This window comes from Pseudomonas sp. FP453, assembly GCF_030687495.1.
Classification (GTDB): domain Bacteria; phylum Pseudomonadota; class Gammaproteobacteria; order Pseudomonadales; family Pseudomonadaceae; genus Aquipseudomonas.
The window spans coordinates 911,359-933,729 of sequence record NZ_CP117435.1 but is presented as its reverse complement, the minus strand read 5'-3'; the positions used below and the strand labels follow the sequence as shown (position 1 = coordinate 933,729).

The window sequence follows — 22,371 nt, the reverse complement described above, 5'->3', positions numbered from 1 at the left end:
TAAAGCTAGCACCGCATCGGGTGTCCGGCAACTCACGACCCTGGCAGCGCAATCACCCCCTGGGCCCAGAAGCGCGGCTGGAGGCGCTTGTGGGTGTCGCCGACATAACGTTGCTGGGCCTGTGTGATGTGAGGCACATCACGAACGGCAACAACGATCAGCAGACCAACGGCCAACACACTCAACAGTTTCCACAGGTGACTGACCGGTACCGGCAAGGCCGTTGGCGCCACCGCCCAGATGTGCAGCGCCATCAGCCAACCCACCACCAACGCCAACCACAGCTGCGAAACGGGCATCACGATCACGCCATCGACCATGGACTGCGTCAGTGCGCCGACCAACGCGGCAAACAGGCACAGGCGCAGCAAGTCCGAACGCTGCGCCGACAACGCCCGCTCACGCAACAAGCTGACTGTGGCCCAACCGCCGCGCCAGGCCAATGCGACGACGCAAATCGTCGAAGGCACGCCCCACTCACTGGCCCATTGCAGGATCGCCTGATGAGGATGGGTCGCCACGTCGTTGGGGATGTCGGCAAACTGCATCGGCCCGAAACCCAGCCACGGGCGCTCGACGATCATATGCCAGGCCTGCCACCAGATCTCGGCACGCCCCGACAGTGAAGTGGTAAGGCGATCGCTGGCACCGCTTGAGGTTTCGATGCCCAAATAGCCCGCCAGTACCGAGAACAACAGCCCGTACAGCAACAGGCCAAGGCTCACCGCGGCCAATTGCCAGGCCAACCAACGTCGCCCGAACGGCCCCAACACCATCAGCAAGACACCCGCCGCGCCCATGCCGAGCCATGTGCCCCGCGTGCCCCCGCTGATGGCGATCAACCACCACACCGACAGCAGGGCAAACACAGCAACGCGCAAGGAACGCGGGAGCTTGGGCATCAGCAGGGGCAGCGCCAGCAATGGCAGGGTGAAGGTCTGGAATTGACCGTAGAAACGCTTGTTGGAGAAGCCCGACAGCAACAGATCGAGGTCCAGCACGCGCTGGCCACTGGTAAATGCCAGCATCACCGCATGCAGGTATTGGCTCGCCTTGATCAGGCACAACAGCATGACAACCAGCAACAGGACGCGATCCAGCGGCTCGCCGCCATGCCGGCGAAGCATGGCGAACGCCAGCGCAATCACGCCACAACTGACCAGCAACGCCACCTCGGTGAATGCCCAGAGCGGCCGGTGGGCCAGGGCCGAAGACAGCAGGCCCAGGGCGATCACCAGCCCCAGGCCGAACGCGGTGGGCCGGTCCACCCACGCCGTGTTGGGGGCCGCCAGCCCATACAGCAGCGCGCCCAGTGCCAGGGCAATCTGTAGCGTGCGTTGCAGGTCGTGCCCACTGAAAGGGGCACAAACCCCCAGCACCAGCAGGCACACCGCCAACACCAGGAACACATTACCGCGCTGCTGGATGGAAAACGCCATCAGCCACCTCTACGTCCGTGTGGATGGTTGGGTCGTTACGCGCCGTTGGCGCCGCAGCCCTTGGCGACGTATTTTTCTTCGGCGCTGGTCACACACTTCCAGCCCTTGGTCGCGTCGCGGGTCAAGGTGATGGTCTTGCCCAGCACCGGCGCCGGCGCGTCGAGGATTTCGCAGCTGATGGAACCGACGCCCGTGGCCACATCCCCTGCCACGTCGATCTTGCAGTTGGCGGTCGGGGTGGTGCCACCGATCAAGGCCACGGTGGGCACTGTGCCTTGGTTGAAAACGTCCTCGTAACCGGCCTTCAACGCCGTGATTTCAGCCAGCCCTGCCGTGAACTTGGCCTTGGCCTGGTGCGTGGTGTACATCGGCAAGCCGATGGTGGCCAAGATGCCGATGATTGCCACGACGATCAGCAACTCGATCAAGGTAAAACCTTTCTGACGTATCACATTCACTCTCCAGAATAGAACCCATGACAAGGCGCGTCCTGCGCCCCGTAGTGTGCAGCGGCGCCAGTGTACTCATCCGCAACGGGGCAAGCGCCTGCAAGACGCACATTCTGACATTTTATCGCGCGCGGCCAATCCGTCCGAATCCGTCACCTGACTAAGCTATAAATCTTCCACTCCCCGCATGCGGAACCGTGACATGGACAACGCTTCAACGATCTACGCCTGGGAAGGCACCAACCGCAAAGGGCGCAGGGTGTGCGGGCAAACCGCAGGCCACAACCCCGCACTGATCAAGGCGCAGCTGCGCCAGCAAGGGATCTGCCCTGGGCGTGTGCGCAAGCGCGCCAGTGTCTTGCCGAGCCTCACAGCACCGATCAAAGCGCTGGATATCGTCCTCTTCACCCGCCAGTTGGCCACACTGTTGAAAGCGGGAATCCCTCTGCTGCAAGCCCTCGATATTGTCAGTGAAGGCTTCGAAAACCCGCACATGCAAGCACTGGTAAATGGGTTGAAACAAGAGATCGCCGCCGGCACCAACCTGGCAACCGCGCTGCGTAAACAGCCACGCTATTTCGATGAGTTGTACTGCAACCTGATTGCGGCCGGCGAACAAGCCGGCGCCCTGGAAGCACTGCTGGAACGCGTTGCGATACACCTGGAGAAAACCCAGCAACTCAAGGCGCGGGTCAAGAAGGCCATGACCTATCCCGCGGCGGTGCTGGTGGTCGCCAGCGTGGTCTGTACGCTGCTGCTGATGCATGTGGTGCCGCAATTCCAGAGCCTGTTCGCCGGCGTCGATGGCGAATTGCCCGGTTTTACCCTGGGGGTTATTGCCCTGTCCGAATTCCTGCAACGTGCCTGGTGGATTGTCGCAGCTTGCCTGGGTGTGTCGATTGCCGCGTTGCGCCAGGCTTATCGTGTGTCCCCGGGGTTTCGCCACGGGTTGCAAGCCGCTTTATTGAAAGCGCCCCTGGCAGGCACATTGATGAAAAAATCCGCCGTGGCCCGCTACGCTCGCACACTCTCGACTACGTTTAGCGCAGGCGTTCCCCTGGTGCAGGCCCTGGACTCAGTGGCTGGCGCAGTCGGCAACGGGCCATTCAGGCGGGCCATCGAGCGCATGCGCCATGATGTCGCCAGCGGGATTCAGTTGAATCAAGCCATGACCGGCAGCGGCCTGTTTCCCCGCATGGCGATCCAGATGACGATCATCGGCGAAGAGTCCGGTACGCTGGACCGCATGCTGGAAAAGGTCGCCAGCCACTATGAGGCTGACGTAGACAGCCTGGTGGATAGACTCACAAGTTTGATGGAGCCGCTGATCATGGTCGTGCTGGGGAGCATTGTCGGGGGACTGGTGATTGCGATGTATTTGCCGGTGTTTCAATTGGGGAGCGCATTTTGAGCCTGCTGCTGAGTGAACAACCCTGGCTTTTTGTCGGCATGGCACTGGTGCTGGGCCTGATCGTCGGCAGCTTTCTCAACGTGCTGGTGTGGCGCCTGCCGAAAATGCTCGAACGCGAATGGCGCGCCCAGGCCCAGGAAGTCCTCGGCCTGCCGAGCGACCCCGCTGGGCCGACCTACAACCTGATGTTTCCCAACTCCTGCTGCCCCCATTGCAGCCAGCCGATTCGCCCCTGGGAAAATATCCCCGTGCTCAGCTACCTGATGCTCCGGGGGCGCTGCGCCCACTGCCGTGGGCCGATCAGTGCGCGCTACCCCTTCACAGAACTGGCCTGTGCGCTGATTTCAGCGGTGGTCGCCTGGCATTTCGGTGTTGGCTGGCAAGCGGCAGCGATCCTGCTGCTGAGTTGGGGACTGCTGGCGATGAGCCTGATCGATGCCGATCACCAACTGTTGCCGGATGTACTGGTGCTGCCGCTGTTGTGGCTGGGGCTGATCCTCAACAGCTTCGACGTGCAGGTGACGCTGGCCGATGCGGTATGGGGCGCAGTGGTCGGCTACATGAGCCTGTGGTCGGTGTTCTGGCTGTTCAAGCTGGCCACCGGCAAGGACGGCATGGGCCATGGCGACTTCAAGTTGCTGGCCCTGCTCGGCGCCTGGGGCGGCTGGCAAATCCTGCCGATGACCTTGCTGATGTCATCGCTGCTCGGGGTGATGGGCGGGCTGATCCTGATGCGCCTGCGCAAGACCCAGGCGTCGGCGCCCATGCCGTTCGGCCCCTATCTGGCAATTGCCGGCTGGATTGCATTGCTCTGGGGTGGTCAAATAACCGACTTCTATTTGCAGTCTGTCGGTTTCAGATGACCACTTCTGTTGCAACACCCTGGATTCTTGGCCTCACCGGCGGCATCGGCAGCGGCAAAAGCGCGGCGGCCCAGCACTTTATCGACCTGGGTATCGACCTGGTGGACGCCGATCACGCCGCCCGCTGGGTCGTCGAACCCGGCCGGCCGGCACTGGCGCGTATCGCCGAGCACTTTGGCGCGGGCGTGCTGCAACCTGACGGCCAACTGGACCGCGCCGCGTTGCGCAAGCTGATCTTTGAAGTCCCCGAACAGCGGCGCTGGCTGGAAGCCTTGCTGCACCCGTTGATCGGCGAAGAGATTCGCAGCCATCTGGCGCGCGCGCAGTCGCCCTACGCGATCCTGGTGTCGCCGTTGCTGATCGAGTCCGGCCAGCACAGCATGACCCAGCGCATCCTGGTGATCGACGTGCCGCAATCCGTGCAGATTCAGCGTACCCTGCAGCGCGACGGCATCAGCGAACAGCAGGTGCAGGCGATCCTCAAGGCGCAGTCCAGCCGCGAAGAGCGCCTGAAACATGCCGATGATGTGCTGGTCAATGACAAGGACCTCGCCTGGCTGCACAGCGAAGTCGAGCGACTGCACCACTTTTACCTTACTTTGCGTGGAGGCCGATCATGAGCCAACCCTTGACCGTCGATTGCCCAACCTGCGGCGCCCCCGTGGAATGGACAGCGACCAACCTCAACCGGCCGTTCTGCTCGGACCGTTGCAAACTCATCGACCTGGGTGCCTGGGCCGCTGAAGAACACAAGATCCCCGTGGCCCCGGATGCCGAGGATGAGCTGTTTTCCGAAGACCTGACGCCGCGCCACTAAGGCCGCATAAAGGCGTATTCCTGCTGGTCGTCGAGGTTCTCTGCAAGGTATTGCAGCTCGTCGGCCAGGTCTTCGAAACTGCGCACGCCCTTGCTCTGCTGCACCACCGCGCTGAGCATGGCGCGCAGGGTCAAGCCTGGGTCAAAGCCGATTTCCTGTGCCGCGTCCTGACTTCTGCGCAACTCCTGCCGTGCCCACTCGTACACACTCATGATCCGTGCTCCTGGAAAATTTGGCAGAGCATGGGCCTGCGCGTGGGCGCGGGATTTGATCTGGATCAACGCGGCGAATCGTCGTCGTTCCAGGGTGCCGAGAGGTAGCGGGTGCGGTTGAAGGTCTCCAGCCATTCCGGGCAGAACACCACCAACGCGCTGATGACCATGCCGTTGATAAAGGCTTCGGGAAAGATGATCAGCCACAGGTAGCCGACGAAATCTTCCAGCCATTCCGGCATGGCGAAGCGCCCGTCGAACCACAGCAGGCCCAGCCCCAGCAACAGGCAGAGCAAGGCCGACAGCGCGGCGGCGAAAAAGCCCGAGCAGAAGATATACACAAAGGGATTGCGTGGTTGCGCGCGCTCCACCAACAGCGCGCAGGTTTCGGTGACCAGCACCGGCAGCACGATCAGCAGCAGGCCGTTAACGCCGAGCGCCGCCAGGTCCTGACGCCCCAACACCATCAAACCAAGCTGGGCGGCAAAACCGCCGACGATTGCCAGAGGCCAATCCAGCAACAGGGTCACGGCGGTCATGCCGATAAAATGGTAGGAGACCCCGGTATCAAAATCCCGCCGCACCAGCCACAACATAAACAGCGCGAACACGGTGCCGAACAGCAAATGCTGGCGCCGTCGGTCGGCAAACACCTCGACCCAGGGTGAGCGCAGAATCGCCCACAGCACCACGGGCACAAACAGCAACCAGCCGAGACCCAGGGTTTGTGGTGCGAGCACTGCAGCACTGATCACGACGGCCCCCAACTTGAATAACAATCGAGTGAGCAGTCTACACCGACCTTTTGCAGCGGGACTTCCTGCGGTCATCATTTGGACGCTAAGCTGCAAGCATGGATGACTCAGATTACTTGCGCCTGCTCACCGTAGCGGCCGAACAAGCCAATGCGTTCTTGTCCAATGCCCGCAAATGGGAGCGTGAGCGTTGGGTCTGCCAGCGCCTGCTGCAAGGCTTGAACGTGCCCTACCGGGCCGAAGAGTTTCACGCCGCCGGGCAAGAACCGCCGGACGTACTGTTTCGCGATGCCAGTTTCGAGGTGTTTTTTGTCCTGGACGAGGGCCGGCGACTGAACGACGAATGGCGCGACGAGTTGCTGCGCCGACGCAGCGCCTTCTCCCTCAGCCAGTTGGTGCGGCGCGAAGCCAAGCCGCGACGCATCCCCGCCCATGAGTTTTTGCTGCGCCTGGCGCCGACGCTGCGCAAGAAGGCGCACAACTATAAAGAACGCGGGATAGAACTGGGTGAGCTGGACCTCATCGCCTTCACCAGCCTCAAGCGTGAAGTACTCGACCTCAACAGCCACTTCCCGCCGCCGACGGAATACCTGCGCCAGGGCTGGCGCTCGCTGTCACTGGTGGGGCCGACCTTTGCCCGCGTGCTGTTTGCCCACCCCGACGCACCGGATTTCTTGCGCAACAACCTGGGCCGCAGCATAGTGTTCGACGTGGGTATCAGCCTGTGAGCCCCCGGACTGTAACGTGGCGCCCTTTTGCAACGTCTACCTGACGAGGCCTTTATGACCAGCCGCCTGAACCCCGATGACCAACAGCATGTCGAAGAGTACCTGCAACTTTCCCAAAACCGAGTCGAGCGCAAGCCTTTCCGGCCGTGGCTGCTCCTCGGTGTGGTGCTGGTTGTGGTGATCGGCCTCGGTCTGCTGAGCCGCCTTTTGAGTTACCTGACGCTATGAGCTGCCTGGCGCTCGCGGGGGTAACTGCTCCGATTTCTTTTAGCCTTGCGAGATATCCCCATGACCCATCGTATTATTATCGTCGGCGGCGGCGCCGGCGGCCTGGAGTTGGCTACCCGCCTGGGTAAGACTCTGGGCAAGCGCGGCACCGCCAGCATCACGCTGGTGGACGCCAACCTGACCCATATCTGGAAGCCCTTGCTGCACGAAGTCGCTGCCGGTTCGCTGAATTCTTCGGAAGACGAACTCAATTATGTTGCCCAAGCCAAATGGAACCACTTCGAGTTTCAGCTGGGGCGCATGAGCGGGTTGGATCGTGAACAGAAGAAAATCCAGCTGGCCGCCACCCTCGACGAAGAAGGCCGCGAGCTGGTGCCCGCGCGCGTGCTGGGTTATGACAGCCTGGTGATCGCCGTCGGCAGCACCACCAACGACTTCGGCACCGAGGGCGCGGCGCAGCACTGCCTGTTCCTCGACACCCGCAAGCAGGCCGAGCGCTTCCACCAGCAGTTGCTCAACCACTATCTGCGCGCCCATGCCGGGCAAACCGATGCGGTCGAGCAGATCAGCGTCGCCATCGTCGGCGCCGGTGCCACGGGCGTCGAATTGGCCGCCGAGCTGCATAACGCCGCCCATGAACTGGCGGCCTATGGCCTGGACCGCATCAAGCCGGAAAACATGCACATCACCCTGATCGAAGCCGGCCCACGGGTATTGCCTGCCCTGCCGGAGCGGATTGGCGGGCCGGTGCATAAAACCCTGGAGAAGCTCGGTGTGACCGTGCTGACAAACTCGGCGGTCAGCGAAGTGACGGCCGACGCGCTGATCACCAGCAGCGGCCAGGTGATTCCCGCCAGCCTGAAGGTGTGGGCGGCCGGGATTCGCGCACCGGGTTTCCTCAAGGACATCGATGGCCTGGAAACCAACCGCATCAACCAATTGCAGGTGTTGCCGACGCTGCAAACCACCCGTGACGAGAACATCTTCGCCTTCGGCGACTGCGCCGCCTGCCCGCAACCGGGCACCGACCGCAACGTGCCGCCACGGGCCCAGGCCGCTCACCAGCAGGCTTCGCTGTTGGCCAAGTCGCTCAAGCTGCGCATCGAAGGCAAGGACCTGCCGAGCTACAAATACACCGACTACGGCTCGTTGATCTCGCTGTCGCGGTTCTCGGCGGTGGGCAACCTGATGGGCAACCTGACCGGCAGCGTGATGCTGGAAGGCTGGCTGGCGCGGATGTTCTATGTGTCGCTGTACCGCATGCACCAGATGGCCCTGTACGGCTTTTTCCGCACGGCGATGCTGATGCTCGGCAGCAAGATCGGGCGCGGGACTGAGCCAAGGCTCAAGCTGCACTGATCGACGCCGCAGCCACAAAAAAATCCCCCTATCAAACGATAGGGGGATTTTTTATTGGGCCGAATAAAACTCCGCCATATGGTCGACAAACGCCCGCACCTTCGGCGCCAGGTGCCGGGACTGCGGATAGAGGGCGTAGTAATGGCGCTCGCCTAATGAATAGTTGGGCAGGATCGGCACAAGCAGGCCCTGCGCCAACTCATTACGCACCGTGGCCTGGGTGAAACACGCAATGCCCGCCCCCGCCAATGTCGCCGCGTGCAGCGCACTGATGGTATTGCTCCTGAACCGCCCCGCCGGGGTGACGTTGACCGAGCCCCCGCGCGCCGCACTCAGCTGCCAATCCGACGAAGCCCCGATAAACGTCAGCAAGCGATGTTTGTCGAGTTCCTGCGCCGAACGGGGCAAGCCGTGACGGCCGATATAGCCCGGCGAGGCCACCAGAACCTGCCTGGAGACTGCCAACGTGCGTGCCATCAAGGTGGTGTCCGCCAACGCGCTGGCGATGCGTATCGCCACGTCGAACCCAGCGGCGACCAGGTCGACAAATTGATCGTCGCAGTGCAGCTCAAGCTCGATATCGGGGTAGCGCCGCTGAAAGCCCGGCAGCCAGTGCGGCAAGTCCAGCGTGCCCACCACCAGCGGGACACTGACCCTGAGCAAGCCTTCCGGGCGCTGGTGGCCCTGGGCGATGGCCTGGGAAGCCGCCTCGATGCGATCGAGGATATCGACGCAGGCGGCGTAGTATTGCTCCCCGGCCGAGGTCAGGCTGAAACGCCGGGTATTGCGGTTGATCAGTTGGGCGCCCAGTTCAATTTCCAGCTGTTGCAACTGCCGGGAAATCGTCGAATGCGTGGTGTCCAGGCGTTCTGCGGCGGCAGAAAAACCCTTGGCCTCAACGATGCACCGAAAGGCGCGCATGGCGGATAGCTGGTTCATGAAGCAGGCGATCCCTGGCTGGTCGGGAGAATCAGTTCACCGGCAAGGCAATGATCTGCGACGTGCTCAGCACCGAGCCGAACGTGTCTTCGATCTCAGCCAGCGCCGAGTTGTGCAGCTCGTCCTTGCTCACCGAACGGCCATCGATACGGGTAATCGCCCGAGTGGCGGTGGCATCGGATGCTACCACAACGTCATAACCCAACGGCGCGGCGTCACGGGCGGCGCCGGCGACACAGGCGTGGGTCATCAGGCCGGTGATGATCAGGGTCTTGACGCCGGCTTTCTTCAACTGCGCATCCAGGTCGGTGCTGGCAAACACGCTGACGGAGGTTTTCTGCACGAGCTTGTCTTGAGAGCGCGGCTTCATCAGCGGGTGGAAGTCGACGGTCTTGCCATCGGTGGCAAATACGGCGGCGCCGGCTGGGGCGATGTGCTGCACGTGGATGACCTGGATATGTTCCTTGTCGGCAAACTTGATCAGGCGCTGGGTGTTTTCCAGGGCTTTCATGCCATCGGGGATCGGCATGCGCCCGGTGAAGTATTCATTCTGGAAGTCGATCACCAGCAAGGCGGTGGTTTTCGGGTCCAGACGACCGATGGCTTCGGCGCCCGACATGGCGCGAATGGTCGGGTGGGGGGTTGCAGCGGTTTCGGCGGCGGTGGCAAATTGACCAAGGCCCATCAGCATGCCCAAGCCCACAAGCGTGGACTTGACCAGCGCAGGCAATGAGCGGGTTGGCTGAACAGCAAGGAAAGGAACGGTAAGGGTCATGGTGCGAATTCCTGTTGGGTTGATTGACTGACGTGGCCCAGTCTAGGGGGACAAGCTCGCCGCACCAACGCACCAATCAGCACAATATCTGTTTGGAATTTGCACAAGTGTCGCTGAAAAAAATGCAAAAAAAATCCCCGTATCTTTCGATACGAGGATTTTTAATATGGTCGGGGTAAGGGGATTCGAACTCCTGACATCCTGCTCCCAAAGCAGGCGCGCTACCGGACTGCGCTATACCCCGGTAAAAAAAAGGCGACCTTTCAGTCGCCTTCTTCGATCAGTGCTTTTGGCCTCTGATCTTAAGATCTGATCCCAGCGTTAACTGGTTTCAAAAATGGTGGGTCGTGTGGGATTCGAACCTACGACCAATTGGTTAAAAGCCAACTGCTCTACCAACTGAGCTAACGACCCAAAAATGGTCGGGGTAGGGGGATTCGAACTCCCGACATCCTGCTCCCAAAGCAGGCGCGCTACCGGACTGCGCTATACCCCGGTTTGAAATTGGCTCCGTGACCAGGACTCGAACCTGGGACCCAATGATTAACAGTCATTTGCTCTACCGACTGAGCTATCACGGAACTACATATTTCAAAGTACAACTTCTACTGCGGTGTAACCTTCTCTTCGAGTCTTCCGTATCGCTACGTTGTCATGTCTGAGGCGCGCTATTCTACAATCTTAAAAACCCCTGTCAACCCTTTAAATTGCTTTTAAGACAATGATTTGCGCTTGTTTCTGATTTCTTCTTGGGGAGAAGAAACCCGTGGGCTGACGTTGTTGCGGGGCGCACTTTACTAGCCTTTTCCTTACAGTTCAACGCCCTATCGAAAAAAAAGGCCCCGCGATGCGGGGCCTCCTTTTATTGCGCCAGTGACTGGGCTCAATGGAAGACGATTTCATCGTTCTCCACCGTCGCCGCGACGCTGGTGCCAGGCATAAAGCTGCCCGACAGGATCAGCTGCGCCAGCGGGTTTTCGATCCAGCGCTGGATCGCACGTTTCAGAGGCCGTGCGCCATACACCGGGTCGTAGCCAACCGCGATCAGCTTGTCCAACGCCTCGCTGCTCAGCTCCAGGGCCAGCTCGCGCTCGGCCAGGCGGCTGCGCAGGCGACCCAGTTGGATCTCGGTGATGCCTGCGATCTGATCCCGTGCCAAAGGCTCGAAGATCACCACTTCATCGACCCGGTTGATAAATTCCGGGCGGAAGTGGCTGGTCAGCGCATCCATCACTGCAGCACGCTGGCCTTCACGATCACCGACCAACTCCTGGATCTGCGCCGAGCCCAGGTTGGAGGTCATCACGATCACCGTGTTGCGGAAGTCCACGGTACGTCCGTGGCTGTCCGTCAGCCGGCCATCTTCCAACACTTGCAGCAACACGTTGAACACATCCGGGTGAGCCTTCTCGACCTCATCCAGCAGGATCACCGAGTAAGGCTTACGCCGCACGGCTTCGGTCAGGTAGCCACCTTCCTCGTAGCCCACATAGCCTGGTGGTGCGCCGATCAAGCGAGCCACCGAGTGTTTCTCCATGAATTCGGACATATCGATCCGCACCATGGCCTCTTCAGTATCAAAGAGGAACTCGGCCAAGGCCTTGCACAGCTCGGTCTTGCCCACGCCGGTCGGGCCGAGGAACATAAACGAGCCGCTCGGACGGTTCGGGTCGGACAACCCGGCCCGCGAACGCCGCACCGCGTTGGACACGGCCACCACGGCTTCTTCCTGGCCAATCACACGCTGGTGCAACAGGCTTTCCATCTTCAGCAGCTTGTCGCGCTCGCCTTCGAGCATTTTCGACACCGGAATGCCGGTCCACTTCGAGACGACTTCGGCAATTTCTTCCTCGGTCACCTTGCTGCGCAGCAACTGGTTCTCGGCCTTGCCGTGCTGGTCGACCATTTGCAGGCTGCGTTCCAGGTCGGGGATCACCCCGTACTGCAACTCGGCCATGCGGTTCAGGTCGCCTTTACGGCGTGCGGCTTCCAGTTCCTGGCGGGACTGCTCGATCTTTTGCTGGATCTGCGCAGAGCCCTGCACTTCGGCTTTTTCCGAGGTCCAGATTTCTTCCAGGTCCGAATACTCGCGTTCCAGACGGACGATTTCTTCCTGGAGTTTTTCCAGGCGTTTCTTCGCCGCGTCGTCTTCTTCTTTCTTCAGGGCCTGGGATTCAACTTTCAGCTGAATCAGGCGCCGATCCAGGCGGTCGAGCACTTCCGGCTTGGAGTCGATCTCCATGCGAATGCGGCTGGCCGCTTCGTCGATCAAGTCGATGGCCTTGTCGGGCAACTGACGATCGGTGATATAGCGATGGCTCAATTTCGCCGCCGCAATGATCGCGCCGTCAGTGATCGCCACCTTATGGTGGACCTCATAACGCTCTTTCAGGCCACGCAGGATCGCGATGGTGTCCTCTTCGCTCGGCTCTTCCACCAGCACTTTCTGGAAGCGACGTTCAAGGGCCGCATCCTTTTCAATGTACTGGCGATACTCGTTGAGCGTCGTGGCACCGACGCAGTGCAACTCACCCCGCGCCAACGCTGGCTTGAGCATGTTGCCCGCATCCATGGAGCCTTCGCCTTTACCGGCGCCGACCATGGTGTGCAGTTCGTCGATAAACAGAATGATCTGCCCTTCCTGCTTCGACAGTTCATTGAGCAGGGATTTCAGGCGCTCTTCGAACTCGCCACGGAACTTGGCACCGGCAATCAACGCCCCCATGTCCAGGGACAGCAGGCGCTTGCCTTTCAGGCCGTCCGGCACTTCACCGTTGATGATGCGCTGGGCCAGACCTTCGGCAATCGCGGTTTTACCCACGCCAGGCTCACCGATCAGCACCGGGTTGTTCTTGGTGCGACGTTGCAACACCTGGATGGTGCGACGGATTTCATCGTCACGCCCGATCACCGGGTCAAGCTTGCCGTCTTCGGCGCGCTTGGTCAGGTCGACGGTGTATTTATCCAGGGCCTGACGCGACTCCTCATGGTTGGGGTCGTTCACCGCGTCGCCGCCACGCAGGTTGTTGATGGCATTTTCCAGGGCTTTCTTGCTCACGCCCTGGCCCAGCAACAACTTGCCGAGCTTGCTGTTTTCGTCCATGGCGGCGAGCAGCACCAGTTCGCTGGAGATGAACTGGTCGCCCTTTTGCTGGGCCAGGCGGTCCGCTTGGTTAAGCAGGCGCGCCAAGTCCTGGGACATGTTCACGTCGCCGGTCGGATTTTGGATTTTCGGCAGTTGGTCGAGCTCTTTGCTCAACTCCTTGCGCAGGCTGTTGACGTCGAAGCCCACCTGCATCAGCAAGGGTTTGATAGAACCACCTTGCTGCTCCAGGAGCGCCTGCATCAGGTGCGCAGGCTCAATGGCCGGGTGGTCGAGGCCCACCGCCAGGGATTGAGAGTCAGATAATGCCAACTGCAATTTGCTGGTTAAACGATCAATACGCATTAGTCACCTTCCTTTTGAGCAGGCCGGAGATATAAAACATCCTGAATGAAGAAACCTGCCAGATACCCTTATAGATGGGGTGGATTCTGGGAGTTTCAAGCGTCGGGCAGTTGACCTAAGTCAGAAGAGTCTAGCGCTCAAGCCAGACAAGGGAGGCAAACCGACCGGTACGAGGACTGCGGCGGTAAGAAAAGAAGCGCGGATCGGTCACGGTACAGAAACCGCCACCATAAACAGCGGTGACACCGCATGCGGCAAGGCGCAGGCGCGCGAGCTGATAGATGTCCGCCATGTACTTGCCGGGGTTGCGGCTGGGCACGAAAGCTTCGGCGGTGATCGGCAATTGCTGCATGAAGGCTTCCCGCACTTCCGGGCCGACTTCAAAGGCTTGCGGGCCAATGGCCGGGCCGAGCCACACCAGAACCTCGCCGGGCTCCGTATCCAGGCTTTCAACAGCCGCTTCCAGCACACCCGCCGCCAGGCCACGCCAACCGGCATGGGCGGCGGCGACGCGAGTGCCCGCACGGTTGCAGAACAACGCGGGCAGGCAATCGGCAGTCATTGAAGTGCAAGCGATGCCTGGGGTGCTGGTCCAACTGCCATCGGCTTCAGCGGTGCGATCTGGATCAGCTTCGACCACGGTCACACCATGAACCTGACGCAGCCAGGCCGGCTGGATAGCAAAGGCATCACTCAGACGACGGCGATTCTCAAGGACGGCCTCCAGGCTGTCCTCGACGTGATCGCCCAGGTTGAGGCTGTCGAACGGCGCCAGACTGACGCCGCCCGCACGGGTAGTAACACAGGCTTTAACCCGAGCCGGCGCGGGCCAGTCAGGAATCAGCCAGTCACTCATCCGATAAACGCCTCGCGATCCTGCTTGAGCAGCGACAGCAACCAGACCAGGTCGTCTGGCAAAGGCGATTCCCAGCTCATGCGCTTACCGCTCGTCGGATGATCCAGTTCCAGGAAACGTGCATGCAGTGCCTGGCGCGGGAACGACTTCAGCGATTCGACCATGGTCTGACTCGCCGCCGGCGGAATACGGAAGCGGCCGCCGTAGGCCGGATCTCCGACCAACGGGAAGTTGATGTGGGCCATGTGCACGCGAATCTGGTGGGTACGACCGGTTTCCAGCTTGACCCGCACGTGGGTGTGGGAGCGGAAACGCTCCAGCACACGGTAGTGGCTGACGGCCTGCTTGCCGCCTTCCATCACCGCCATACGCTGGCGCTGCTGGCCGTGACGACCGATCGGCGCGTTGATCTTGCCACCGGCCACCACGACACCGATCACGATGCACTCGTAGATACGGCTGACGCTGCGGCTCTGCAATTGTGTGACCAACTGCGTCTGCGCCTGAATGGTCTTGGCCACCACCATCAAGCCGGTGGTGTCCTTGTCCAGACGGTGCACGATGCCGCAGCGCGGGACATTGACGATGTCCGGCACGTGGTGCAGCAGGGCATTGAGCAAGGTGCCATCAGCGTGCCCGGCTGCCGGGTGAACCACCAGGCCTGCGGGTTTGTTGATGACCAGGATGTCGTCGTCTTCATAGACGATGTCCAGCTCAATGTCCTGGGCGATCCATTCTCCCTGGGCTTCCTGCTCGGCAGTCAGCTCAAGAATCGCACCACCATGAACTATGTCTCGCGGGCGGATAACCGCTCCATCCACAGTCAGGCGGCCGTCTTTGATCCAGGCGGAAAGGCGCGAGCGCGAGTGCTCAGCGAATAATTGTGCGGCGACTTGATCGAGGCGTTGGCCGCCCAATTCGGACGGCACCTCTGCGCGAAGTTCAATTTTATCGGACATGCTCAGACTAGGCGTGGCACAGCCTTTGGTTTCGGCTGCGCGCTTGTGGTTAAATACGGCGTCTTTTGCCCCGAGGCTTTCAACGGGGCGCTCATCATAACAGGACGGCCCCGCCCAAGACAGCGGCCGTCATAGGGACGCAAGCCGCCATGCAAGTGAAACACCTGCTGCTGATCGCCATCCTCGCCATGACTGCTGCTTGCTCGTCAACAAAGGACGTCGTCGACGAAAACCTGAGCGAAGTCGAGTTGTACCAGCTGGCTCAGAAAGACTTGGACAATAATAGCTACACCAGCGCCACAGCCAAGCTGAAGGCACTGGAGTCGCGTTATCCGTTCGGCCGCTACGCCGACCAGGCGCAGCTTGAGCTGATCTACGCCAACTACAAGAACGCCGAGCCGGAAGCTGCCAAGTCTGCTGCCGAGCGTTTTATCCGCCTGCACCCGCAACACCCGAACGTGGACTACGCCTACTACCTCAAGGGCCTGACCTCGTTTGACCAGGACGTTGGCCTGCTGGCGCGCTTCCTGCCGCTGGACATGACCAAGCGTGACCCGGGCGCTGCCCGCGACTCCTACAACGAGTTCGCCCAGCTGACCAGCCGCTACCCGAACAGCCGCTACGCGCCGGACGCCAAGCAGCGCATGATCTACCTGCGCAACCTGCTGGCCTCCTACGAGATCCACGTCGCCCACTACTACCTGACCCGTCAGGCCTATGTCGCTGCCGCCAACCGTGGCCGCTACGTAGTGGAAAACTTCCAGGAAACCCCCATCCGTGGGTGACGGCCTGGCCGTGATGACCGAGGCCTACCAGCGCCTGCACCTGGACGACCTGGCCAACACCAGCCTGGAAACCCTGAAGCTCAACTACCCTGATCACCCAAGCCTGAAAGACGGCCAGTTCGTGCCTCAGGTCGCCGAAGCGGACAACCGCTCGTGGCTGAGCAAGTACACCTTGGGCCTGATCGAGTCCCGTCCACCGCTGCCGCCGGGCGAAACCCGCGCCAACCAGGACGTGATGAAGCAGTTCCAGGACGCCAAGGAAGCCATTCCTTCGGAGCTCAAGCCTCATGACGAGAACGGCGACGTGATCGAAGAAGAAGCCCCGCAAGCCCTGGGCAACAACCAGGACCGCTCGTGGTTCAGCTACATGACCTTCGGTGTGTTCGACTGATCCGTTGACGCAACGCAAAAAGGGAGCCCCTCGGGGCTCCCTTTTTTATGGGCAAGCATTATTGCGCTGTGCGCCTGCCATGTCCTTGGCTAAACTGGCGCATTCCTCGTCGAGAAGCTGCCCACCATGGTTCGTCTACTGTTCTGGATTGCCATTATTGCCGCCGCAGTATGGTTCTGGCGTAAATTCAAAAGCCCGGCTGCCAAACAGCAGCGCTCCGCCGAACCCGACGCCGCCTTGATGGTGCGCTGCGCCCACTGCGGTGTGCATTTGCCGCAGAATCACGCCCTGAGCTCAGGCCAGGCGTGGTATTGCAGCCAACCCCACCTGGAACAAGGGCCGAAGTCTATCCAGCGTTGATTCGACCTTGCGGGGCATACGGCGCCGGATCGATGATCGGCGCACGCCCCAGCAACAAGTCGACAAACAACTGGCAGGACGCCGGCGCAAGCACCAGGCCATTGCGGTAATGCCCGCAGTTGAGCCACAAGCCACTGAACCCCGGCACCTGGCCGATATACGGAATGCCTTCCGGCGACCCCGGACGCAAGCCCGCCCAATGCCCGACCACCTCGGCCTCGGCCAAGGCCGGAATCAGCTCGATCGCCGACGCCTTCAAGCTTTCCAGCGCAATGTCGGTCGGCGTCTTGTCGAAGCCCTCATGTTCCAGGGTGCTGCCAATCAAGATATGTCCATCACGTCGCGGGATCGCATAACGCCCCTTGGCCAGGACCATGCTCGACAGGAAATCCGCGGCACACTTGTACAAGATCATCTGGCCTTTGACCGGTTCCACCGGCAGTGACAAGCCCAGGGTCCCGAGCAACTCACCGCTCCACGCCCCCGCCGCCAACACCACCTGATCGCCAAGGATCGGGCCACCCGTGGTGTTCACCCCCACGACATTGCCGGCGTCCTGTACAAACCCGGTCACCTCGCATTGTTCATGCAAGGTCACACCCGGCAACGCCAACAGCGCCGCCTTGAGAGACTTGACCAGCCGGGGGTTGCGCACATTGGCGACATTGGCCATGAAGATCGCCTGGGAATAACCGCCGCCCAGCACTGGCACCGCATCATGGGCGGCCGAAACATCCACCTTGCTCAACGGGCGGCCTTCCCGTGCCGCCCAGGCCAGCGCTTCGGCCTCGTCTTCCAGGTCGAGCCAGTACAAGCCAGTGGTGTGAACCTCAGGGTCAACGCCCGTGGCGGCAAACAGACGCTCGGCCAGCTGTGGATAGAAATCCTGCGACCAATGGGCCAGCGCCGTAACCGCCGGGCTGTAGCGCCACGGGTACAACGGCGAAACAATCCCGCCGCCAGCCCAGGAAGACTCCTGACCCACGCCGGCACGCTCCAGCAGCACCACCGCCTGCCCCTGGGTTGCCAGGTTGAACGCCGTCAACAAGCCGATTACGCCACCGCCGACCACCACCACTCGCTGTTGCTTAGCCATTATTCGATCCAGCCGATAAATAGGGACAAGCGCACCCGGCGCCCAATCATCCAGCACTGTCATCATTGCCCCCAGCACAGCGTGCGTGACATGTCCGGTGCTGCGCCAGGGTTGGCCCGCGCGCCGGTGCTGGTCAGGCTGAAGCCGCCGCAAGGGTCACCGGCCATCACCGAGTCAGCAATGGGCGTGGCCAGCAGGCGGAAATCCTGAGGGTTCAATACAGCGGTGATTCTATAGCGATCATTGCCCGTACTGACGCCGCTGGCGTCAATAAAACTGCCATTGCGCGCATAAAAGCGCTCCAGGTACTGCGCCTGCTCGGTCAACAACGCGACAATTTGCCCGCGATAGACCTTTTTTACCTGGCCGGTATAGCTGGGGTAGGCGACCCCGGCCAGCACTCCAATGATTACCACGGCCACCAGTAACTCGATCAGGGTAAAACCCCGGCTGTCCTTGTCCATCCCACCGCTCCTTATTGAAGTTGCCGCCAGGCCACCCGCCGAAACCGCGAGCCGCCCTCCCCGTCTACCCGCGCATACACGCTCTCCAAGACCGTGCGGGATTGGCCGCCTAACCCGACCGCCGTCACCCGGTACACGGCAGCCGTTACTTGCGGCGGCAATTGAGCCAGCCCCACGGCAGGCCCGAGGGACTGTATGCCGTAGAAACCGCCCTTGAGCGCGATCCAGGTGACGCCGGAAACCGGGTTCACTCCGGCGCCGCTCAGTGAAAATGCCTCGCCCGGCGGCGCGCAGGTGACGACAGACCGACACACTGGCAAGGTCGCAGGCACCCGCTGTACGACCGACTCCCCCATCCTCAGGCCACTTTCGGCACTCTGCAGCGATTGGTTGCGATGCCACAGACTGGCGGCGGCCTTCTGCTGGGACACCGCGCCCTGCATCGACGCCAAGCCAATCAGCGACAACACCAGCAGAAACACCAGGCTGATCAGCAGCGCCATGCCCGCCTGCCGCACCTTTGCGCGTTGAGAAATGCCCATGCCCGCCCTACCCCAGCCGGTTTCGCAGCGCCGCCACGACGCTGTAGGTTTGCTCCTTGACCCGCCCCGTGGGGTCCTGAAGGGTCATCAGGATACGTACGCTGCGGATCAGGGACTCATCAGCGGGACGGGCGTCATAACGCACCACGTCCACCGAATCAGGCTTGGCGGCCACGCCGAAGCTGATATCAAACGCCTGCACGTTATCCACCAGCACCGCCTTGGCCGGTGCCGCAGGCGTACTGACCTTCAACTGGCCCGCCTCGAAGGTGTAGGTGATCTGTCGCAGTCCAAAGCGAATCTGCCCAGGCAAAGGCACGGGCGCGCTGCCGGTATACGCCTCGGCGGACCCCGTGCAATCGGACAGCACCGTCCAGTCGGGCTTGCCGCCGCCCTCGCCGCTATCCACCGTCACCAGCGTCAGTGACGCTGATCCGTTCCCGGCACTCCAGCGCACAGGCTGATCAAAGGCCACCGGTGCATTCTCGATAAACGCCGTGCCCAGGCAGCCAAACATGCCCGCCTGGCGGATGTCCTGAATCATCTTGCCCAGGACAAACCGCGCATCATCCTGCAACCACATCGCCGCCTGCTGGCTGGCCTGTGTCGCGCGGGAACTGATCACCACCTGGCTGCCCCCAGCCACCAGCACCAGCCCGATGGCCAGCGCCAGCAGCAACTCAACCAGGCTGAAACCGCGAAGGCGCGAGTTCATGGCACCACCCCGGGCTCATGCCTGATGCGGCTGGTCAGGGTAAAGGTCTCGCGTGCGTTGCTGGTGTCTGTGGCCCGTCGGTCATCCCAACTGATGGTGACGGTCACTTCATTGGCGCTCACCGCCACCGAGCCTTTGGCACTCGGCCCGGCAAACCCGAGGATATTGGCTTCGAAATCATGCAGGTCCAGGTCACGTACGCTGGCACTGGCACTGCTGGCCGGCGCACGTTCTGCGCGGCCCCACGCATAGTCGGCAGCGGCGTTGGCACGGATGCGGTCGAGCATGTCGTAGGCAATGAAACTGGCTTGGCTGATCATCCTGGCGCTGTCGGTGTACTTGAGCGCATTGAGCTGGATGGCGGCCGCGCCCAACAGGCCAACGGCGAGAATCAATAGGGCGACCAGCACTTCGATCAGGGTCATGCCGGTTTGGCGCCGGGGCAAGGCGCAGGTGCAAAAGGTGTTCGGGGAGGCAAGCATTACCATCGTCGTCCGTGTCGAAGGCCAAAAAAGAAGCAGGAAATCCTGCTGTGCAGCCCAAGACTAGCGCCGGTTTTTCAACCGTGGCGCTGCCGGAACAAAGGGAAATACTTTGGACAAAAAGGCCATCATCCGAGGTCGAGGCGCAGGCGCTATACCTAGGTCTGCACCCACATCCACGGAGGGATGACCTATGCAACAGCGCGGTTTCACCCTGATTGAACTGCTGCTCGGGCTGATCATGAGCGGCATCCTGGCCAACCTGGCCGTGCCCGGTTTCAAGAACCTGCTCGAATCACAACAACGACATAGCGCCGCACAATCCCTGGCCGGAGGGCTGCGCTTCGCGCGCACCGAAGCCATCGCGCGCAACCGGGCCGTCATCATCCACGCACAGGACGAAGACTGGAGCCGAGGTTGGCGGGTGATCGTGGACGTGAGCGGACGCGGCCACCTGGACGAGGACAATCCGGTGTTGCTGGAGCATCAGGACAGCGGGCGCGTGGCGATTGTCGGCAATGGCCCGGTCAAGAGCCAGGTACGCTTCAGCGGGCTGGGCGAACCGGTATTTTCAGGCGGAGGGTTTCGAGCGGGCACTGTGCATGTGTGCGCCACGGGCCAGGCGCAAAGCCAGTACCAGGTGGTACTGGCGCCCAGCGGACGCATCAGCCTGCGCAGCGACAGGACCGAGCAGGCGTTGTGCCGGAGCTACTCCGGCACCCTGGCACTCAGAGCAACGAGCGAACCCGCAGCTCCTTGGGCATGGAGAAAGTGATGTTTTCTTCACGACCGGCCAACTCATCGGCGCCGGTGGCACCCCAGGCGTGCAACTGCTGGATCACGCCGCGCACCAGGACTTCCGGGGCCGAGGCACCGGCGGTGATGCCGATACGCTCGACGCCATCGAACCAGCTGCGTTGCATGTCTTCCGCGCCGTCGATCAGGTACGCCGGTGTTGCCATGCGTTCGGCCAGCTCGCGCAGGCGGTTGGAGTTGGAGCTGTTAGGGCTGCCGACCACCAGGACCACATCGCACTCGTTGGCCAGTTGCTTGACCGCGTCCTGGCGGTTTTGCGTGGCGTAGCAGATGTCGTCCTTGCGCGGGCCACCGATGGCCGGGAAGCGAGTGCGCAGGGCGTCGATCACGCGGCTGGTGTCGTCCATGGACAAGGTGGTCTGGGTCACGAATGCCAGGCGCTCGGGGTTGCGCACCTGCAGGTTGGCGACGTCTTTTTCGTCTTCCACCAAGTAGATGGCGCCACCATTGCTGGCGTCGTACTGGCCCATGGTGCCTTCGACTTCCGGGTGCCCGGCGTGGCCGATCAGGATGCACTCACGGCCGTCACGGCTGTAGCGTGCGACTTCGATGTGCACCTTGGTCACCAGTGGACAGGTGGCGTCGAAGACTTTCAGGCCACGGCCTGCCGCCTCGGTGCGCACCGCCTGGGAAACACCGTGGGCGCTGAAGATCACGATCACGTCGTCCGGCACCTGGTCCAACTCTTCGACGAAGATGGCGCCGCGGGCGCGCAGGTCTTCGACCACGAATTTGTTGTGGACGACTTCATGGCGCACGTAGATCGGCGGCCCGAAGACTTCCAGGGCGCGGTTGACGATTTCGATCGCACGGTCCACGCCGGCGCAGAAGCCACGGGGGTTGGCGAGTTTGATGTGCATGCTGTGCCTCGTGTCTTGCAGGGCAAGAAATTGGATCAACTCAGCTCTATAAGCTTGAGCCTCTGTGGGAGCCGGACTTGCCCGCGATGCAGACGACTCGGTGTATCAAGTACACCGAGGTGATGCAATCGCAGGCAAGCCAGCTCCTACACAAGCCGCCACCCGCAGGAACCGGTTTCGTCAGTCAGAGCGCTTTAACGTCGATGATTTCAACGTCAAAGGTCAAGGTTTTACCGGCCAACGGGTGGTTGAAGTCGATGGTTACTTGCGTGTCATCGAAGGTCTTCACCACGCCAGGCAATTCGGTATTCGCCGCATCATTGAAGATCACCAGCAAGCCTTCCGACAGGTCCATGCCTTCAAACTGCGAACGCGGGATGATCTGCACGTTTTGCGGATTGGGCTGGCCAAAGGCGTTTTCCGGCAGGATCTGCAGGTTGCGCTTGTCGCCAGCCTTGAAGCCGAACAGGGCCGCTTCGAAACCCGGCAGCAGGTTGCCGTCGCCGACCTTGAAGGTCGCCGGGGCTTTGTCGAACGTGCTGTCGACCGTGTCGCCATTCTCCAGGCGCAGTGCGAAATGCAAGGTGACTTCCGTGTTCTGGCCGATGCGTTGCTCAGCCAA

General features: G+C 61.5%; 25 protein-coding genes, 4 tRNA genes and 1 pseudogene. 10 read left to right on the top strand and 20 right to left on the bottom strand.

Going from position 1 to position 22,371, the window contains the following annotated elements:
- Positions 1-32: 32 nt before the first annotated feature.
- Positions 33-1,439, bottom strand: coding sequence for an O-antigen ligase (locus PSH87_RS04165; RefSeq protein ID WP_305432680.1), 1,407 nt, complete (start codon positions 1,437-1,439; stop codon positions 33-35).
- A gap of 35 nt (positions 1,440-1,474) precedes the next feature.
- A complete protein-coding gene (locus PSH87_RS04160) occupies positions 1,475-1,888 on the bottom strand; it encodes a pilin (protein WP_026136938.1) in 414 nt (137 codons plus the stop codon).
- Positions 1,889-2,090: 202 nt separating this feature from the next.
- Between PSH87_RS04160 and PSH87_RS04155 the strand changes: the two genes are divergently transcribed.
- Genes PSH87_RS04155 through yacG form a run of 4 tightly spaced genes read left to right on the top strand, consistent with a single transcriptional unit; the run spans position 2,091 to position 4,979 of the window.
- A complete protein-coding gene (locus tag PSH87_RS04155) occupies positions 2,091-3,299 on the top strand; it encodes a type II secretion system F family protein (protein ID WP_305432678.1) in 1,209 nt (402 codons plus the stop codon).
- Positions 3,296-4,162: an A24 family peptidase gene (locus tag PSH87_RS04150; protein ID WP_305432676.1), complete on the top strand. Its 867-nt coding sequence runs from the start codon at positions 3,296-3,298 to the stop codon at positions 4,160-4,162. The genes PSH87_RS04155 and PSH87_RS04150 overlap by 4 nt, the downstream gene beginning before the upstream one ends.
- On the top strand, positions 4,159-4,782 hold the full coding sequence (coaE, locus tag PSH87_RS04145; protein ID WP_305432674.1) for a dephospho-CoA kinase: 624 nt from the start codon (positions 4,159-4,161) through the stop codon (positions 4,780-4,782). The genes PSH87_RS04150 and coaE overlap by 4 nt, the downstream gene beginning before the upstream one ends.
- On the top strand, positions 4,779-4,979 hold the full coding sequence (yacG, locus tag PSH87_RS04140; protein WP_017737928.1) for a DNA gyrase inhibitor YacG: 201 nt from the start codon (positions 4,779-4,781) through the stop codon (positions 4,977-4,979). Before coaE ends, yacG begins: the two co-directional genes overlap by 4 nt.
- Here yacG and PSH87_RS04135 read toward each other — a convergent pair.
- Complete coding sequence (locus PSH87_RS04135) at positions 4,976-5,191, bottom strand: hypothetical protein (RefSeq protein ID WP_003171680.1); 216 nt, start codon at positions 5,189-5,191, stop codon at positions 4,976-4,978. The genes yacG and PSH87_RS04135 overlap by 4 nt on opposite strands.
- 65 nt (positions 5,192-5,256) lie before the next feature.
- Positions 5,257-5,946 (bottom strand): energy-coupling factor ABC transporter permease, encoded by a 690-nt coding sequence (locus PSH87_RS04130; protein ID WP_305432673.1) that lies wholly within the window; start codon positions 5,944-5,946, stop codon positions 5,257-5,259.
- Positions 5,947-6,044: 98 nt separating this feature from the next.
- Here PSH87_RS04130 and PSH87_RS04125 point away from each other — a divergent pair, with 98 nt between their 5' ends.
- From PSH87_RS04125 to PSH87_RS04115, 3 genes are read left to right on the top strand one after another with little or no spacing between them, the layout of a single operon-like run.
- Complete coding sequence (locus PSH87_RS04125) at positions 6,045-6,674, top strand: DUF1780 domain-containing protein (RefSeq protein ID WP_016971624.1); 630 nt, start codon at positions 6,045-6,047, stop codon at positions 6,672-6,674.
- 54 nt (positions 6,675-6,728) lie between these two features.
- Positions 6,729-6,902: a DUF3094 family protein gene (locus PSH87_RS04120; RefSeq protein WP_016976295.1), complete on the top strand. Its 174-nt coding sequence runs from the start codon at positions 6,729-6,731 to the stop codon at positions 6,900-6,902.
- 60 nt (positions 6,903-6,962) lie between these two features.
- Positions 6,963-8,261, top strand: a complete 1,299-nt coding sequence (locus PSH87_RS04115) for an NAD(P)/FAD-dependent oxidoreductase (protein ID WP_017737925.1) — start codon at positions 6,963-6,965, stop codon at positions 8,259-8,261.
- Between the two features lie 51 nt (positions 8,262-8,312).
- On the opposite strand, the gene PSH87_RS04110 is transcribed toward PSH87_RS04115, so the two are convergent.
- From PSH87_RS04110 to rluD, 9 genes are all read right to left on the bottom strand, one after another.
- The gene (locus PSH87_RS04110; protein WP_305432670.1) at positions 8,313-9,200 is read right to left on the bottom strand and encodes a LysR family transcriptional regulator; all 888 of its coding nucleotides are present in this window, start codon (positions 9,198-9,200) and stop codon (positions 8,313-8,315) included.
- A gap of 31 nt (positions 9,201-9,231) precedes the next feature.
- A complete protein-coding gene (locus tag PSH87_RS04105; RefSeq protein ID WP_370695291.1) occupies positions 9,232-9,975 on the bottom strand; it encodes a cysteine hydrolase family protein in 744 nt (247 codons plus the stop codon).
- A 167-nt stretch (positions 9,976-10,142) separates the two neighbouring features.
- Positions 10,143-10,219: transfer RNA gene (locus PSH87_RS04100), tRNA-Pro, on the bottom strand.
- A gap of 94 nt (positions 10,220-10,313) precedes the next feature.
- A tRNA-Lys gene (locus PSH87_RS04095) sits at positions 10,314-10,389 on the bottom strand.
- A 5-nt stretch (positions 10,390-10,394) separates the two neighbouring features.
- Positions 10,395-10,471 (bottom strand) — tRNA-Pro (locus PSH87_RS04090).
- Between the two features lie 9 nt (positions 10,472-10,480).
- Positions 10,481-10,556, bottom strand: a tRNA-Asn gene (locus PSH87_RS04085).
- Between the two features lie 302 nt (positions 10,557-10,858).
- On the bottom strand, positions 10,859-13,423 hold the full coding sequence (gene clpB / locus PSH87_RS04080) for an ATP-dependent chaperone ClpB (RefSeq protein ID WP_017737922.1): 2,565 nt from the start codon (positions 13,421-13,423) through the stop codon (positions 10,859-10,861).
- Between the two features lie 130 nt (positions 13,424-13,553).
- On the bottom strand, positions 13,554-14,279 hold the full coding sequence (gene pgeF / locus PSH87_RS04075; RefSeq protein ID WP_305432668.1) for a peptidoglycan editing factor PgeF: 726 nt from the start codon (positions 14,277-14,279) through the stop codon (positions 13,554-13,556).
- Positions 14,276-15,238 carry a 23S rRNA pseudouridine(1911/1915/1917) synthase RluD gene (gene rluD / locus PSH87_RS04070; RefSeq protein ID WP_017737920.1) on the bottom strand — a complete coding sequence of 321 codons (963 nt, stop codon included), beginning with the start codon at positions 15,236-15,238 and terminating at the stop codon, positions 14,276-14,278. Before rluD ends, pgeF begins: the two co-directional genes overlap by 4 nt.
- Positions 15,239-15,387: 149 nt before the next feature.
- Here rluD and PSH87_RS04065 point away from each other — a divergent pair.
- Both PSH87_RS04065 and PSH87_RS04060 read left to right on the top strand, forming a co-directional pair.
- A pseudogene (locus PSH87_RS04065) lies at positions 15,388-16,414 on the top strand (outer membrane protein assembly factor BamD).
- 126 nt (positions 16,415-16,540) lie between these two features.
- Complete coding sequence (locus PSH87_RS04060; RefSeq protein ID WP_017737918.1) at positions 16,541-16,774, top strand: PP0621 family protein; 234 nt, start codon at positions 16,541-16,543, stop codon at positions 16,772-16,774.
- Here PSH87_RS04060 and thiO read toward each other — a convergent pair.
- From thiO to pilV, 5 genes are all read right to left on the bottom strand, one after another.
- Positions 16,761-17,870, bottom strand: coding sequence for a glycine oxidase ThiO (gene thiO / locus PSH87_RS04055; protein ID WP_305432666.1), 1,110 nt, complete (start codon positions 17,868-17,870; stop codon positions 16,761-16,763). The genes PSH87_RS04060 and thiO overlap by 14 nt on opposite strands.
- Before the next feature lie 62 nt (positions 17,871-17,932).
- Positions 17,933-18,334: a type IV pilin protein gene (locus tag PSH87_RS04050; protein ID WP_305432664.1), complete on the bottom strand. Its 402-nt coding sequence runs from the start codon at positions 18,332-18,334 to the stop codon at positions 17,933-17,935.
- 11 nt (positions 18,335-18,345) lie between these two features.
- Positions 18,346-18,876: a PilX N-terminal domain-containing pilus assembly protein gene (locus tag PSH87_RS04045; RefSeq protein ID WP_305432663.1), complete on the bottom strand. Its 531-nt coding sequence runs from the start codon at positions 18,874-18,876 to the stop codon at positions 18,346-18,348.
- Positions 18,877-18,883: 7 nt separating this feature from the next.
- Positions 18,884-19,591, bottom strand: coding sequence for a PilW family protein (locus PSH87_RS04040; protein ID WP_305432661.1), 708 nt, complete (start codon positions 19,589-19,591; stop codon positions 18,884-18,886).
- The gene (gene pilV, locus PSH87_RS04035) at positions 19,588-20,073 is read right to left on the bottom strand and encodes a type IV pilus modification protein PilV (RefSeq protein WP_305432660.1); all 486 of its coding nucleotides are present in this window, start codon (positions 20,071-20,073) and stop codon (positions 19,588-19,590) included. The genes PSH87_RS04040 and pilV overlap by 4 nt, the downstream gene beginning before the upstream one ends.
- Positions 20,074-20,266: 193 nt before the next feature.
- Between pilV and PSH87_RS04030 the strand changes: the two genes are divergently transcribed.
- Entirely contained in the window at positions 20,267-20,848 is a 582-nt protein-coding gene (locus PSH87_RS04030; RefSeq protein WP_017737912.1) for a GspH/FimT family pseudopilin, read from the top strand.
- On the opposite strand, the gene ispH is transcribed toward PSH87_RS04030, so the two are convergent.
- Positions 20,802-21,749 carry a 4-hydroxy-3-methylbut-2-enyl diphosphate reductase gene (ispH, locus tag PSH87_RS04025; protein WP_305432658.1) on the bottom strand — a complete coding sequence of 316 codons (948 nt, stop codon included), beginning with the start codon at positions 21,747-21,749 and terminating at the stop codon, positions 20,802-20,804. The two genes, PSH87_RS04030 and ispH, sit on opposite strands and share 47 nt — an antisense overlap.
- Before the next feature lie 184 nt (positions 21,750-21,933).
- Positions 21,934-22,371, bottom strand: a complete 438-nt coding sequence (locus PSH87_RS04020) for a peptidylprolyl isomerase (protein WP_177325344.1) — start codon at positions 22,369-22,371, stop codon at positions 21,934-21,936.

Coding starts and splice junctions, on each gene's coding strand:
- PSH87_RS04165 (WP_305432680.1), bottom strand. CDS start 1,439: ATGGCGTTTTCCATCCAGCAGCGCGGTAATGTGTTCCTGGTGTTGGCG.
- PSH87_RS04155 (WP_305432678.1), top strand. CDS start 2,091: ATGGACAACGCTTCAACGATCTACGCCTGGGAAGGCACCAACCGCAAA.
- coaE (WP_305432674.1), top strand. CDS start 4,159: ATGACCACTTCTGTTGCAACACCCTGGATTCTTGGCCTCACCGGCGGC.
- yacG (WP_017737928.1), top strand. CDS start 4,779: ATGAGCCAACCCTTGACCGTCGATTGCCCAACCTGCGGCGCCCCCGTG.
- PSH87_RS04135 (WP_003171680.1), bottom strand. CDS start 5,191: ATGAGTGTGTACGAGTGGGCACGGCAGGAGTTGCGCAGAAGTCAGGAC.
- PSH87_RS04125 (WP_016971624.1), top strand. CDS start 6,045: ATGGATGACTCAGATTACTTGCGCCTGCTCACCGTAGCGGCCGAACAA.
- PSH87_RS04120 (WP_016976295.1), top strand. CDS start 6,729: ATGACCAGCCGCCTGAACCCCGATGACCAACAGCATGTCGAAGAGTAC.
- PSH87_RS04115 (WP_017737925.1), top strand. CDS start 6,963: ATGACCCATCGTATTATTATCGTCGGCGGCGGCGCCGGCGGCCTGGAG.
- PSH87_RS04110 (WP_305432670.1), bottom strand. CDS start 9,200: ATGAACCAGCTATCCGCCATGCGCGCCTTTCGGTGCATCGTTGAGGCC.
- PSH87_RS04105 (WP_370695291.1), bottom strand. CDS start 9,975: ATGACCCTTACCGTTCCTTTCCTTGCTGTTCAGCCAACCCGCTCATTG.
- clpB (WP_017737922.1), bottom strand. CDS start 13,423: ATGCGTATTGATCGTTTAACCAGCAAATTGCAGTTGGCATTATCTGAC.
- pgeF (WP_305432668.1), bottom strand. CDS start 14,279: ATGAGTGACTGGCTGATTCCTGACTGGCCCGCGCCGGCTCGGGTTAAA.
- rluD (WP_017737920.1), bottom strand. CDS start 15,238: ATGTCCGATAAAATTGAACTTCGCGCAGAGGTGCCGTCCGAATTGGGC.
- PSH87_RS04060 (WP_017737918.1), top strand. CDS start 16,541: ATGGTTCGTCTACTGTTCTGGATTGCCATTATTGCCGCCGCAGTATGG.
- thiO (WP_305432666.1), bottom strand. CDS start 17,870: ATGGCTAAGCAACAGCGAGTGGTGGTGGTCGGCGGTGGCGTAATCGGC.
- PSH87_RS04050 (WP_305432664.1), bottom strand. CDS start 18,334: ATGGACAAGGACAGCCGGGGTTTTACCCTGATCGAGTTACTGGTGGCC.
- PSH87_RS04045 (WP_305432663.1), bottom strand. CDS start 18,876: ATGGGCATTTCTCAACGCGCAAAGGTGCGGCAGGCGGGCATGGCGCTG.
- PSH87_RS04040 (WP_305432661.1), bottom strand. CDS start 19,591: ATGAACTCGCGCCTTCGCGGTTTCAGCCTGGTTGAGTTGCTGCTGGCG.
- pilV (WP_305432660.1), bottom strand. CDS start 20,073: ATGCTTGCCTCCCCGAACACCTTTTGCACCTGCGCCTTGCCCCGGCGC.
- PSH87_RS04030 (WP_017737912.1), top strand. CDS start 20,267: ATGCAACAGCGCGGTTTCACCCTGATTGAACTGCTGCTCGGGCTGATC.
- ispH (WP_305432658.1), bottom strand. CDS start 21,749: ATGCACATCAAACTCGCCAACCCCCGTGGCTTCTGCGCCGGCGTGGAC.